At 62.7% G+C, this 12,314-nt stretch carries 14 protein-coding genes; 12 read left to right on the top strand and 2 right to left on the bottom strand.

From position 1 onward, the window contains the following. Positions 1–17: 17 nt before the first annotated feature. Positions 18–830, bottom strand: coding sequence for an IS5 family transposase (locus EO136_RS06675; protein ID WP_127142346.1), 813 nt, complete (start codon positions 828–830; stop codon positions 18–20). A gap of 581 nt (positions 831–1,411) precedes the next feature. Between EO136_RS06675 and EO136_RS06670 the strand changes: the two genes are divergently transcribed. Next, positions 1,412–1,660, top strand: coding sequence for a hypothetical protein (locus EO136_RS06670; RefSeq protein ID WP_127143676.1), 249 nt, complete (start codon positions 1,412–1,414; stop codon positions 1,658–1,660). Positions 1,661–1,667: 7 nt separating this feature from the next. Here EO136_RS06670 and EO136_RS06665 read toward each other — a convergent pair whose 3' ends face one another. Continuing rightward, positions 1,668–2,276 (bottom strand): helix-turn-helix domain-containing protein, encoded by a 609-nt coding sequence (locus tag EO136_RS06665; RefSeq protein WP_127143675.1) that lies wholly within the window; start codon positions 2,274–2,276, stop codon positions 1,668–1,670. A 378-nt stretch (positions 2,277–2,654) separates the two neighbouring features. Here EO136_RS06665 and EO136_RS06660 point away from each other — a divergent pair, with 378 nt between their 5' ends. The 11 genes from EO136_RS06660 to EO136_RS06610 all read left to right on the top strand — a co-directional run bounded on the left by EO136_RS06660 (position 2,655) and on the right by EO136_RS06610 (position 12,309). Then, the gene (locus tag EO136_RS06660; protein ID WP_127143674.1) at positions 2,655–3,233 is read left to right on the top strand and encodes an outer membrane protein; all 579 of its coding nucleotides are present in this window, start codon (positions 2,655–2,657) and stop codon (positions 3,231–3,233) included. Positions 3,234–3,581: 348 nt separating this feature from the next. Next, positions 3,582–4,319 carry an outer membrane protein gene (locus EO136_RS06655; protein ID WP_127143673.1) on the top strand — a complete coding sequence of 246 codons (738 nt, stop codon included), beginning with the start codon at positions 3,582–3,584 and terminating at the stop codon, positions 4,317–4,319. Positions 4,320–4,574: 255 nt separating this feature from the next. Further along, the gene (locus EO136_RS06650; RefSeq protein ID WP_127143672.1) at positions 4,575–5,276 is read left to right on the top strand and encodes an outer membrane protein; all 702 of its coding nucleotides are present in this window, start codon (positions 4,575–4,577) and stop codon (positions 5,274–5,276) included. 303 nt (positions 5,277–5,579) lie between these two features. Further along, a complete protein-coding gene (locus tag EO136_RS06645; RefSeq protein ID WP_246018275.1) occupies positions 5,580–6,296 on the top strand; it encodes an outer membrane protein in 717 nt (238 codons plus the stop codon). Positions 6,297–6,716: 420 nt separating this feature from the next. After that, positions 6,717–7,409, top strand: a complete 693-nt coding sequence (locus EO136_RS06640; RefSeq protein WP_127143671.1) for an outer membrane protein — start codon at positions 6,717–6,719, stop codon at positions 7,407–7,409. A 901-nt stretch (positions 7,410–8,310) separates the two neighbouring features. Further along, a complete protein-coding gene (locus tag EO136_RS06635; protein ID WP_246018274.1) occupies positions 8,311–9,024 on the top strand; it encodes an outer membrane protein in 714 nt (237 codons plus the stop codon). Positions 9,025–9,244: 220 nt separating this feature from the next. Then, complete coding sequence (locus EO136_RS06630) at positions 9,245–9,895, top strand: outer membrane protein (protein WP_127143670.1); 651 nt, start codon at positions 9,245–9,247, stop codon at positions 9,893–9,895. Between the two features lie 116 nt (positions 9,896–10,011). After that, the gene (locus EO136_RS06625; RefSeq protein ID WP_127143669.1) at positions 10,012–10,536 is read left to right on the top strand and encodes an outer membrane protein; all 525 of its coding nucleotides are present in this window, start codon (positions 10,012–10,014) and stop codon (positions 10,534–10,536) included. A 227-nt stretch (positions 10,537–10,763) separates the two neighbouring features. Next, complete coding sequence (locus EO136_RS06620; RefSeq protein ID WP_127143668.1) at positions 10,764–11,129, top strand: NADH-quinone oxidoreductase subunit A; 366 nt, start codon at positions 10,764–10,766, stop codon at positions 11,127–11,129. Next, positions 11,120–11,698 carry a NuoB/complex I 20 kDa subunit family protein gene (locus EO136_RS06615; protein WP_127143667.1) on the top strand — a complete coding sequence of 193 codons (579 nt, stop codon included), beginning with the start codon at positions 11,120–11,122 and terminating at the stop codon, positions 11,696–11,698. The genes EO136_RS06620 and EO136_RS06615 overlap by 10 nt, the downstream gene beginning before the upstream one ends. A gap of 8 nt (positions 11,699–11,706) precedes the next feature. Next, positions 11,707–12,309 (top strand): NADH-quinone oxidoreductase subunit C, encoded by a 603-nt coding sequence (locus tag EO136_RS06610; protein WP_127143666.1) that lies wholly within the window; start codon positions 11,707–11,709, stop codon positions 12,307–12,309. The last annotated feature ends 5 nt before the right edge of the window (positions 12,310–12,314 follow it).

Here is a 12,314-nt window from a genome sequence, read left to right as displayed (position 1 = left end):
AGAGTCGGTTTCGAAACTCATGACTGGCGGGCCAGTCGCCTCACGAGGAGCATGACCGAGGCGGCGTAAAGGAAGGTGGCTGCTGAATTGATGGTGGCCTCGAAGTCCTTTGCCAGGCGCCGGTTGCGGCAGATCCACGCAAAGAAGCGCTCGACCACCCATCTGCGTGGCAAGACGGCAAAGCCGACCTGATCCGGGGGCTTCTTGACGATTTCGACGATGATGTTGGTGGCGGTGGTCACGCGCTCATGATTGTAGCCGCCATCGGCCCATACATGTTTGATGAAGGGGAGCAGAGGGCGCGAGATCTGTAGCAGTGGTCCGCCGCTGTCTCTGTCCTGGATGTCGGCCGGATGCGGCTCGACCAGTAGCGGCCGCCCATCGGTATCGACCAGTGCATGGCGCTTGCGCCCTTTGATCTTCTTTCCTGCATCGTAGCCACGCGGGCCGCCGGCTTCGGTGGTTTTGACGGATTGGCTGTCGATTATGGCTGCGGACGGACTGGCCTCGCGGCCGGCGCGCTCACGGTCCATCATGACCAGGGCATGGTTGATCTTCTCAAAGACCGAGCCGTCGCGCAATGCGGCGAACCACCGATAGACGGTCGGCCAAGGCGGAAAGTCCGAGGGTAGGAGACGCCAAGTGATGCCGCCGCGCAGGACGTAGAAAATTGCGTTGATGATCTCGCGCATCGGCCAGGCCCGGGGCCGCCCCGTTCTACAGGCCGCAGGCAGGTGCGGCTGGATCAGGCGCCACTCCACGTCCGTCAGATCGGTCTGGTATCGCGTGGCACGACGGTTATGCTGTTCACGGGTGGTCGGGGTCCACATGACATTCTCCATGCAGGTCAGCAAACCGCTTGGAATCATGCCAACCTCGACCGCTCAACCCCTTTCGAAACGGCCTCTAAGGTCGATTGCTAACAGGATGTGCCCCGGGGTTTGCCTCGGGGCTTTCCGTTTCTCCGCCATACCCGGCCCGGGAACCACATTTGCGTGATCGCGTTTATGCGATCACCAACCAGAGCGGTGATCCCCATGCTGACCAACTGCCCCAATTGCGATGCCGTGGTGACGACGCGGACCGTGGAATGCCCGGGGTGCAGGGGGCCTTTGCGACAGCGCCCTGTAGACGCATCGCGCGCAGTTCTGCTCTGGTGTTTCCTCGCGTTCAACGTCTTTATGGCCGGTTGGACTGCATTCTATTCTGTGACTGGGCGTGTGACCCTGCGTGCGCCGAGTGTCCACGAGCCTGAATTGGCAGTGGCCGGGTTGCCGCTGGGCGGAAATCTGGGGCTGGGCTTCATCATTGGGCTATGGCTGCTTGGTCTGCTGCTTTTGGGCATCTGCGCCAGCTTCAGCCATTTCCACGGTACCGGACGGGCCGCCGCGAGCCTCAGGCGCGCGCCACGATGAAAACGCTGTTCGTCCGTCCCCTTCAAAACGCGGTCTCGGGCCAGCGGGCCGGATATCTGTCGCGCACCGGCGGTTTGGCCTACGCCCTGATGATGGTGCTGCTCGTCTTCGTGCTTGGCCTTGCCTATCTGGTGGTGAACGCCTGTGCCGGTCTGGTCCGGATCGGGCGAGCAATTCCGGCCCTTTTACTCCGCCGCCCGGCGCTGCCCGCGGCAAAGAATGGTCCGGAACCGGGGCAGGGCTGATCGGCGTTCAGCCCGGGGCCGGCGGCGCGTCTGGACGGGCCCGGAACAAGGTGAGCGTGCCCGACCAATGCAGGCGCACCGGCTGATCGCCCCTGTTGGCCCAGCAATGGGCGCGATTGCCGCGAAAGTGCAGGCTGTCTCCGGGCCCCACATCCACGGCCTGGCCATCTGTAAACAGCGTCAGAGTTCCCTCGAGCACATAGACGAGTTCCTCGCCCTCATGGGTGGCGGTCTCCGAGCGGTAGCCGGGCGCGATCTCGATCAGGAACGAGGACAGCACGCCGCCGGGGAATTCGGCGTGCAGTTGCTCATAGGAAATCAGGGAGCGATCGACCGAAAACCGCATGCGGGCACCCTTGCGCGTCAGCGCATCCTGCGCGCGCGGCGCGGCGATGAAATAATCAACGCCCACCTCGAGCGCTCCGGCAATCGCCGTGAGAGTGGACAGGGAAGGGGACGCCTGGTCGCGCTCGACCTGACTGAGATAGCCAACTGACACGCCCGCGGATTCGCCAAGCGCCTTGAGCGTCATGGCCCGCGCATGGCGCCGCGCCCGGATAAGCGGCCCCACCCGGACGCCGGCGCCTCCGGCATTGCCCGATTCGAGCAGGTTCATGGCTTCTCCCCCGATTTCTCGTGTGACATGCGACAATATCCGGTGTGTCACATCTGGCAACCGCTCGGCGGCGTGCCACGCAAGGGCGTGCACGCATGCGGCCGGCAGGAAAAACCACGTGTTTACCAATGGTTAACGGTAAATACGTGGCATTTGAGCAACAAGACGGGTCTGCCGCATTGTTGCCACTGCCGGGCCCCACTTCGTCCGCAGTCGGGCACGATGTTCGGCCCCATCGCATTGGCAGTTCCCGCCGAAGCGTCATGTGGCCAAAGGGCAACACCCTCCCGGTGTCCTTATCGTCGGCGCCCGAAGCGGGGGAACAATGAGAACCGGCAATCCTTCTATTTGCACACGCCGGAAAAAGGAGATCCAGTAATGCATTCGATCAAGACAGTGGCCGTAGCAGCCCTTCTGTCCACCACCGCGTTTGGCGGTGCCTTTGCGGCCGACGCCATCGGTCTGCCCCCCGCACCCGCAGCCACGCCGGCTGCAGTGCCGGTCTATGATGACCAGGCCGGCTTCGACTGGAGCGGCTTTTACGCTGGTGTCAGCGTTGGCGGCGTCACGGACTATTCCGATGATGGCGAAACAGACATCACGGCTGGCGGTCACGTCGGCATGAATGCGGCCTTCGACTTCTTCGTGGTCGGCGCCGAGCTCGGCCTCGACGCAGTGTTCGAGGAAGACGAGATGTACGCTTACGGCACCGTTCTGGGCCGTGCGGGTGTCGTCCTCACCGATAACCTGATGGCCTATGGCGCCGCCGGTTACGGTTCGGACTTCGGTGCCGATAACGGCATCGGCGAGCACATCCTTGCTGGTGGTGGCCTCGAATTCGCCGTCACCGACGACGTTTCGGTCCGCGGCCAGTACCTGCATGGGTGGGAACAGACCGAGGATGCCGGCTCGGAAGACATGCACAAGTTCACCGTCGGCGCCAGCTTCCACTTCTAGGATCGCGCCATCCGGTCAGACCGACCGGAACAGGGATGAACATGAGAAGCCCCGCGGGATCCCCGCGGGGCTTTTCCGTGCGCGGAGTGCATGTCAGCGCGAGGGCACGAGGCGTAAGCTCCGCCTTATTTCGAGAAATCCGGTAATGCTTTGTTAGGGAAAGGCAATGCGCGCCGGACTCGGCGCGGTGTGCGCCGGGCAAACCTGTGGCCTCGAGGCCACAGCAGGGCGGCAATGGGCCCGAAATGTGCAGCGAACGTGAAGTTTGAGTGGCACGAAGGTTGGATGGGGCGCGTTATTGAGCCATAAAGTGAATCACTACCCACCGCGTTCGTTGAGGAAAATCTTATGACCGCACTTAAGACGACCCTGCTGGCCACTGCAGCAGTTTTCGCCCTGGGCACCGCCGCCCAGGCCGCCGATGCCATCATGCCGGCTCCGGCTCCGATTGCCCCCGCTCCCGTCATGTCCCATGACTGGTCGGGCTTCTACGCTGGTATCAATGCCGGCTTCGGTTCGGGCGAGCTCTACGGCGATGACGTTGACGACTTTGAAACCGCTATCGGCGACGAATTCAACGATGTTTCCGGCTTCCTCGGCGGCGTGCAGGGCGGTGCCAACTTCCAGACCGGCATGTTCGTGCTCGGCGTGGAAGGCGATATCCAGCTGACCACGATGAGCCAGTCGATCGAGGGCATTGATATTACGACTCCCGTTGCTTTTGAGGGTGATGCCGACTTCAACCTTGACTATTTCGGCACGGTCCGTGCGCGCGCCGGTCTGGCGCTTGACAACGTAATGCCCTACCTGACCGCAGGTCTTGCTTACGGTGGCGGCACCTTCTCGTACGATGGCGATGACGGACTGCTTGTTCCCGCGTCGGTCGATGGCTCTACCAGCGCCCATCACACGGGCTGGACCGTCGGTGGTGGCGTTGAAGTCGCTATGGATGAAAGCGTCAGCTTCAAGGCCGAGTATCTCTATACCGATCTGGGCGAAGCCACTTATGAGACCGACGATTTCGACGACATCGAAGCCGGCCTGCAGTTCCACACGATCCGCGCTGGTGTGAACTTCCACTTCTAGGATGTTCACCGGCTGGTTCCAGCCGCGCAGAGCAAATTCTGGAGAGCCCCGTGCAGCAGCGCGGGGCTTTTCTTTTGCCGTGATGGCGGATCTGACGGAAAGGGCAGGGGCGATGTCCCATTGTGGTACGGTTGCCACAGAATCGGACGAATTGCGTAAGAATTGCCCAAAATGGGGCTGGCAAGGGCGGAATCGATTGTGAAGGCAAAAAAACGGGAATACGTTCTTGACATCCGAAACATGGGGGAAAGCACCATGACCGTATTCAAGACCACCCTGCTGGCAACCGCCGCAGTCTTTGCACTGGGCACCGCCGCCCACGCGGCAGACCCCATCCTTCCCGCGCCCACACCGATCGCGCCCGCGCCCGCGCTGGCCCATGACTGGTCGGGCATCTATCTGGGCATCAATGCCGGCTTCGGCTCGGGCACGACCTATGCCGAAGACGACGATGCCTATGATTTCGGCGGGATTTCGCAGAACGCGTTCGACGATATTTCTGGCTTCCTGGGCGGCGTTCAGGCCGGTGCCAACTTCCAGGCGGACATGTTCGTCCTCGGCATCGAGGGTGACATCCAGCTCTCGACCATGTCCCAGACGGTCACGACCAATACGCCCAACGAAGCCACGATGAGCCTCGATTACTTCGGCACGGTTCGCGCACGGGCCGGTGTGGCGCTCGACAACGTGATGCCTTATCTGACTGGCGGTATCGCCTATGGTGGGGGCACGCTCGATGCCGAAGACACCGGGCTGAACGCAAGCGACTCCCAGACCCATGTGGGCTGGACGGTCGGTGGCGGCGTGGAAGTCGCCATGGATGAGTCGGTGAGCTTCAAGGCAGAGTATCTATATACCGATCTCGGCAAGTCCGATTATGACGTCGGGTCGTCCAACGACTCCAATATCGGCTTCAAGTTCCACACCATCCGCGCTGGCGTGAACTTCCACTTCTAGGATTTTCGCCTGCCGAATTCGGCTGTGCAGCGCAATCAAAGGCCTCGCGGACGCCGCGGGGCTTTTCGCGTTCTGGAGCTCCTGTTCTGATTCCATCAGAACAGGATATGGCTCCAAATACTTGGATGGGTGGAGCGGTGCTCTCAGTAAAGATTGAGTGTGTACGATTGAACACACCGTTTGGCCAAACATGAGGCAATGGAGGTCGTAAAGAGGCAGGAATGCGTCGGGGCGCTTGCCAGAACCCGGGGGCGTGAGGTTACATCACCATCGAGAGCACCAAACCCACAAAGGGGACACCTCATGATTCGTTCGACGCTGATGGCTTCGGTTGCCGTCTTCGCTATTGCTTCTGCCGCGCAGGCTGCTGACGCCATCATGCCGGCACCGATGCCGGTCGAGCCGGCCCCTGCCATGACCCATGACTGGTCCGGCTTCTATGCCGGTATCAACGCCGGCTTCGGCTCGGGCGAGGCTTACGGCGAAGACCTCGACGAGGCTTCCGACTTCTTCTGGGACGGCGAGACGTTTGACGACGTTTCCGGCTTCCTTGGTGGCGTTCAGGCCGGTGCCAATTTCCAGACCGGCATGTTCGTGCTCGGCGTCGAAGGAGACATCCAGCTGACCACGATGACCCAGACGCTTGTCGATACGAGCACCACGCCAGACACCGACAACATCGTGAACCTCGATTACTTCGGGACCGTCCGCGCCCGCGCCGGTGTCGCTCTTGATAACGTGATGCCCTACCTGACCGGTGGTTTGGCCTATGGCGGCGGGTATTATGACGACACCGACGCCAGCGGCGACGACGCGTTCGATAGCAACACCCATTGGGGCTGGACCATCGGTGGCGGTGTTGAAGTTGCGATGGACGAGAGCATCAGCTTCAAGGCCGAGTACCTGTATACCGACCTGGGCGAAGCATCTTACGACTATGACGACAATCCTGCGCCTGAGGCGATCGACGTCGGCTTCCGCTTCCACACTGTCCGCGCTGGCGTGAACTTCCACTTCTAGGATTTTCACTGGCCCACGGCCGTGTCGACTATCGAAAAGCCCCGCAGAACCTGCGGGGCTTTTTTTCGTCCCTGGAGATGCTGCGTGCTGACGAGGGCTGCTGCGTGGCGGTCGGGCCGAATCGCGGGCGTCATCCTCTGTCGTTTGCGGTGGGGCATAAGGAGCCGGCAGCATGACCATGCGCGCGTGGCGGGCGGTCAGGTTCCGGTGGATTGGGCCTTGGCAGAGGGCACCCTCGCTTGCCGGCGCTCGCACGGGAAGGGCAGGAGTGCTGTCTTATCTGTGGCCGAGTGGCCACACCGCCGCATTTCCGACTGGAATGCAGCAGAACCTGGCAAAAGTTGGGGCAGGCCGCTTGCAGCGAGTCAGCGGTCGGGCTACGAAAGCCTAGCTATAAACTTGACTATGGAGTCAGTGACTATGATCCGGACCGCGCTTCTCGCATCCGCAGCCGTCTTCGCGCTCGGCACCGCCGCCCAGGCGGCAGACCCGATCCTCCCCGCACCCACGCCGGTCGCGCCCGCACCCGCCATGACCCATGATTGGTCCGGCTTCTACGCTGGTATCAACGCCGGCTTCGGCTCGGGCGGAGCTTACGACGATGGAGATCTCCTCGACTTCGGCGGCGAAGACATTGACGACATCTCGGGTTTCATCGGTGGTGTCCAGGTTGGTGCTAACTTCCAGGCAGACATGTTCGTGCTTGGCGTGGAAGGTGACATCCAGCTTTCGACCATGTCTCAAACAGTTGAACTTGGCGGCGACGACTACATCGCTTCCCTCGACTATTTTGGCACTGTGCGCGCACGTGCGGGCGTGGCGATTGACAATGTAATGCCGTACCTGACAGGCGGTCTCGCTTACGGCGGCGTGACTGTTGACACTTCGGATCTGGATCCTGACTACGTTGACAGCAACACTCACTGGGGTTGGACAATCGGTGGCGGTGTCGAGGTTGCCATGGACCAGAATGTTAGCTTCAAGGCTGAGTATCTTTACACCGATCTTGGTGAAGAAGAGTTCCAGCCCGACGAGGGCGGCCCGAGCTCTTCCCCGTTTGACGCCGGCCTCCAGTTCCACACCATCCGCGCCGGTGTGAATTTCCACTTCTAGGATTGAGCCGTGCCGGCTTCGGCACGCGTTTGATCCAGCATTCGAGCCCCGCGGCCTGCCGCGGGGCTTTTTCCATTCGGGAGGGCGGCGAGAGCAGGCCGCGGGTGCAGTGCGGCCTGCCGGGTCTGGGGATTGTCCCCAGTTGCAGGCGCAACCCCAGCCGCTCGCCCGGCGAAAGCCGGGGGCCAGCAGCATGGCCACTTGCGCGGGTGGGCGGTGATGGGCTGATGGACCCCGGCTTTCGCAAGGGCGGCGATTGGGGTGGCGCAACGCGGCGGCCCTATCGGCGCATGGTCGCCGGTGCGGCGAGGCGTGCGCGTCAAGGCGTCCCCATCGTTGCCGTGTGCACGGGAGGCCCGACGCATGTCCGTGATGCAGCATGGACCTGGCCGACCGGGTCGCGGCGCACGCGATGGGGCGAACAGGCTTGGATGGCGGAGAGGGCCCATGGCGAGGGTGCCCCGACCGCAGGCGGCATCCGCTGCCGCTTGCCCGGTGCAAACCGGGGTCCAGCAGCGAGGACATTTGCGCCGGTGGGCAGTCAGGGCCGATGGACCCCGGCTTTCGCCGGGGCGGCGATAGGGGGATTGGCGCAACGCGGCGGCCCTATCGGCGCATGGTCGCCGGTGCGGCGAGGCGTGCGGTGTGGCGTTTCCATCCCGACTGCTGGCGGGGGCGACGACGGGGATTTCGTGCGGTGTGGCGTTTCCGGTTCACCGGCCGCCGGGGTGAAGATCGGGTGCCTGGCTCTGCTGGCCGGTCGCCCCAAGGGCAGGGGCCATGCGCAAAGGTGGCCCGAACGCAACACACCCGCATGGACCCGTCCCCACGGGGTTGCACCCCTCCGCCGTTGGCTTCAAAATTGATCAACAGTTCCGGCACGTGCAAAAGAGGCGGCAATATGCGGTATTCACCCTTTCACCTGACACCCATGGTCATAGTGCTCGCGGCGACCGGTGCGGTGCAGGCGGCGGACCCGATTCTGCCCATCCCTGCTCCGGCGCCGCAGATGCTGGCGCCGACGCCGGTCCATGACTGGTCCGGAGCCTATCTGGGGGGCGTGGCCGGCTTCGGCGCGGGCGAAGCAACGTTCGTGGACGGGGATGGGGACGCCGTCGGCGATCAATCGCTCTTTGATGATCTGTCGGGTTTTTCGGGCGGGGTGACTGCCGGCTATGCGTTCCAGACAGGCGCACTCGTCTTCGGCCTCGAGGGGGATATCCTGATTGGCGGGCCCTCGCAGACCGAGGAGATCACCGGGGACACCGAGGGCGAAATCACCTACGGGCTCGATTACCACGGCTCGCTGCGTGGCCGCGTCGGCTACGCCTTTGATGGCGTGCTGCCATATCTGACCGGCGGCCTGGCCTTCGGCGGCGGGACGTTCGATGAGGACCTGACAGGGGAAGGTGGCGACATAGACGAGAGCTACAGCGGCAGCCATCTGGGGTGGACCGCCGGCGCTGGGGTCGAGGTGATGGCAACCGATCAGATCAGCCTCAAGGGCGAGTATCTCTATACCGACCTCGGGCCGGCCGATTATGTCTCCGATCCTGACGGCGGGTTCGATGTCACCTTCCATTCAATCCGCGCCGGGGTGAATTTCCGCTTCTAGAGCATATCCTGTTCTGAATCAGAACAGGAGTTCCAAGTCGTTGATTTGCCGCGTTTCCGAACCGGACAAGCGTCTCCACTTTTCCTGGAGGCGCTCTGGGCGTGGTGCCGGGGATAGTGGCTTATTCACCACACCGTGAAACGCGCCCTCTTTTTCCCGGAACCCCGGCCCACCATATGCTGTTAAGGTTTCATCAAGGTTTGAGCAGGCGGTAACGGCCATGGGTCCCACACGGACGATTTTGACGGCAGGTGTAGCACTCGCTCTTTCGGGCGGGGCGGCGCATGCGGCCGATCTCGCCGTGGCCGATCCGCTTTATCCCACGGCTGTCGTCACCCACAGCGGGGCCTATGACTGGTCCGGATTTTATGCCGGGGTCAGCGCCGGCTATGCTGGCGGCTCGGCCAGCCTCGACGGGGCAGGCGGGGAAGTGGAGTTCTCGGGCCCGACGGCGGGAATTCAGTTCGGGCTGAACACCCAGTCCGAGACGGTGGTCGTCGGCGCCGAGGCAGATTTGCAGTTCGGCCTGATCGGGGACGACGGGGATGCGAGCGAGGGTGCAGATCTCGACTACGTTGCCGGTGTGCGCGGACGGGTGGGGTTGGCCCTCGACGATGTGCTGCCCTATCTCACCGCCGGCCTGGCTGTCGGGCAGGCGAGCATGACCGACTCGCTCGGCGTCTCGGACACCGAAACCCATGTAGGCTGGAGCGCCGGCCTGGGCACCGAGTTTGCGTTCGACCAGAACACCAGCCTGCGGGTCGAGTATCTCTATACCGATCTGGGCGAGCGGACGTACGACCTGACCGAGCCGACCGAGGGCGGGCTGGACTATCACTCCGTGCGCGCGGGCATGAATTTCAGCTTCTAGAGCATATCCCGATCGGCGCAATTTTAGCAAAATCTTAGCCACGTTAAGAGGCTTCGCTTGTCGCTGCGCCCTCACGCGCAATAATGGCTCCAGTTAACCTTAATGGAGTCAGGGCAATGAACCTCACCAGAAAGTTCGCCGTGATCATCGCGTGCCTGTGGGCGCTGGGAACCGGTCCGGCGCTCGGGCAGGACTACGGGCCGTATGGCTATGGTGCCGGTGGCGGCAGCGTCGGCGTGGGCTTTGACTGGGAGGGCTTTTACTCGGGCGTCTATGGCGGCGGGGTGCCGATGGGCGATGATCGCTCCTATATCGCGGGCGTATTCGCCGGCGTGAATGCCCAGGTCGACTCGGCCCTGCTGGGCGTGGAAGCGCAGCTTGGCGGTGATTTCGGCGACGATTTCTCCCTCGATGCAATGGTCATGGGCCGCGGCGGCGCGATCCTGAACCCCGATCTTCTGGTCTATGGCACCGTCGGTACCGGACTTGTGAAGGGCGATTTCGGCTACGCGTTCGGCGGCGGCGCGGAATATGGGGTGACCGACTATCTGAGCGTGCGCGGTGAAGCGCTGGGCACCGGGGAATGGGGCAATGGCCCTGATACCGTGCGACTCGGCGCAGGTCTGGCCTTCCACCTCTGAGCCCTCCGTCCCGCAGGGGCGGGACAGTCTGCCGCAAACGTTCAGCCGGTCCAAGGGCCGGCTTTTCGGCTCTTTAATACTGGACTATAATACTCAAGTTTATGCCCTCTTGAAACCTTCGGGGGGGTGGGCTAAGCCCTGTCTCGACACGCAAGCGCCCGGCCATCGCAGTGACATGGGGCGCTCACGCCCGACTATTCCGCCGGGCTTTCAGGCAAGGCTGTCTCATGAACGAACTGCTCAGTGAATACCTGGCGATTGTCATCTTTGTCGGGCTGGCCGGTGTGATCGGACTGGCCCTTCTGGTGGCTCCGTTCCTCATCGCCATCAAGCGTCCCGATCCCGAGAAGGTGTCCGCCTATGAATGCGGCTTCGAGGCTTTCGACGACGCGCGCATGAAGTTTGACGTGCGATTTTATCTGGTCGCCATCCTGTTCATCATCTTCGATCTCGAAGTCGCCTTCCTTTTCCCCTGGGCCGTGGCGTTCGGGGATGTGGGCTGGTACGGGTTCTGGTCGATGATGGTTTTCCTGGGCGTACTGACCATCGGCTTCATCTATGAATGGCGCAAAGGGGCTCTGGAATGGGATTGAGCACTCAAGGCACTCTGGTTGCACCCCAGCCGCGCGGTGTGATGGACCCGGCGACCGGCCAGCCGGTCGGCGCCACCGATTCCTATTTCGTCGAGGTCAACAACGAGCTCGCCGACAAGGGATTTCTGGTTACCTCGACGGACGAATTGATCAACTGGGCGCGCACCGGCTCGCTCATGTGGATGACGTTCGGCCTCGCCTGCTGTGCGGTCGAGATGATGCAGGTGTCCATGCCGCGCTATGACGTCGAGCGCTTCGGCTTCGCGCCGCGCGCCTCCCCGCGCCAGTCGGACGTGATGATCGTGGCGGGCACGCTGACCAACAAGATGGCGCCGGCGCTGCGCAAGGTCTACGACCAGATGCCCGAGCCCCGTTACGTCATTTCGATGGGAAGCTGCGCCAATGGCGGCGGCTACTATCACTACTCTTACTCTGTGGTGCGCGGGTGCGACCGCGTGGTGCCCGTGGACATCTACGTACCGGGCTGCCCCCCGACTGCCGAGGCGCTGCTATACGGCGTGCTTCTGCTTCAAAAGAAGATCCGCCGTACCGGAACCATCGAGCGTTAGGCCGGAAAATGGACGAAGCCCTCAACGAACTTGGCGAATACATCGCGCTCAAGCTGGATGCCGCGGTCGAATCGTTCTCGGTCAACCATGGCGAGTTGACGCTGGAAGCCCGCATGGGGGAGATCGTTTCCCTCGTGCGGTTCCTGCGCGACGATGCCCGCTGCCGGTTCGTCTCGATCATCGACGTCTGCGGGGTGGACTATCCCCAGCGTGACCGCCGGTTCGACGTTGTCTACCACTTCCTGAGCCCCAGCCAGAACCAGCGCATTCGCGTTCGGGTGCTGACCGACGAAGACACCCCGGTGCCCTCGATCTGCGAAGTGTTTCCCGGCGCCGACTGGTTCGAGCGCGAGGCCTATGACCTTTACGGCATCCTGTTCTCCGGACACCCGGACCTGCGCCGCATCCTCACCGACTACGGGTTCGACGGACATCCGCTGCGCAAGGACTTCCCGCTTACCGGGTTCGTGGAAGTCCGGTACGACGAGGAGCGCAAGCGTGTGGTCTACGAGCCGGTGACCCTGGCCCAGGAGTTCCGCAACTTCGACTACAGCTCGCCCTGGGAAGGGACCGATTACGTGCTGCCCGGCGACGAAAAGGCCAAGTCATGAGCGAG

This window comes from Pelagibacterium montanilacus (assembly GCF_003992665.1).
In the GTDB taxonomy this organism is placed as follows: domain Bacteria; phylum Pseudomonadota; class Alphaproteobacteria; order Rhizobiales; family Devosiaceae; genus Pelagibacterium; species Pelagibacterium montanilacus.
The sequence above is the reverse complement of the archived record's forward strand: the minus strand, read 5'-3'. Positions and strand labels throughout refer to the sequence as shown.

Excerpts from the sequence above, each read along its gene's own strand:
- EO136_RS06675 (WP_127142346.1), bottom strand. The coding sequence starts at position 830 with ATGTGGACCCCGACCACCCGTGAACAGCATAACCGTCGTGCCACGCGA.
- EO136_RS06650 (WP_127143672.1), top strand. The coding sequence starts at position 4,575 with ATGACCGTATTCAAGACCACCCTGCTGGCAACCGCCGCAGTCTTTGCA.
- EO136_RS06635 (WP_246018274.1), top strand. The coding sequence starts at position 8,311 with ATGCGGTATTCACCCTTTCACCTGACACCCATGGTCATAGTGCTCGCG.
- EO136_RS06610 (WP_127143666.1), top strand. The coding sequence starts at position 11,707 with ATGGACGAAGCCCTCAACGAACTTGGCGAATACATCGCGCTCAAGCTG.
- EO136_RS06660 (WP_127143674.1), top strand. The coding sequence starts at position 2,655 with ATGCATTCGATCAAGACAGTGGCCGTAGCAGCCCTTCTGTCCACCACC.
- EO136_RS06655 (WP_127143673.1), top strand. The coding sequence starts at position 3,582 with ATGACCGCACTTAAGACGACCCTGCTGGCCACTGCAGCAGTTTTCGCC.
- EO136_RS06645 (WP_246018275.1), top strand. The coding sequence starts at position 5,580 with ATGATTCGTTCGACGCTGATGGCTTCGGTTGCCGTCTTCGCTATTGCT.
- EO136_RS06630 (WP_127143670.1), top strand. The coding sequence starts at position 9,245 with ATGGGTCCCACACGGACGATTTTGACGGCAGGTGTAGCACTCGCTCTT.
- EO136_RS06670 (WP_127143676.1), top strand. The coding sequence starts at position 1,412 with ATGAAAACGCTGTTCGTCCGTCCCCTTCAAAACGCGGTCTCGGGCCAG.
- EO136_RS06615 (WP_127143667.1), top strand. The coding sequence starts at position 11,120 with ATGGGATTGAGCACTCAAGGCACTCTGGTTGCACCCCAGCCGCGCGGT.
- EO136_RS06665 (WP_127143675.1), bottom strand. The coding sequence starts at position 2,276 with ATGAACCTGCTCGAATCGGGCAATGCCGGAGGCGCCGGCGTCCGGGTG.
- EO136_RS06625 (WP_127143669.1), top strand. The coding sequence starts at position 10,012 with ATGAACCTCACCAGAAAGTTCGCCGTGATCATCGCGTGCCTGTGGGCG.
- EO136_RS06640 (WP_127143671.1), top strand. The coding sequence starts at position 6,717 with ATGATCCGGACCGCGCTTCTCGCATCCGCAGCCGTCTTCGCGCTCGGC.
- EO136_RS06620 (WP_127143668.1), top strand. The coding sequence starts at position 10,764 with ATGAACGAACTGCTCAGTGAATACCTGGCGATTGTCATCTTTGTCGGG.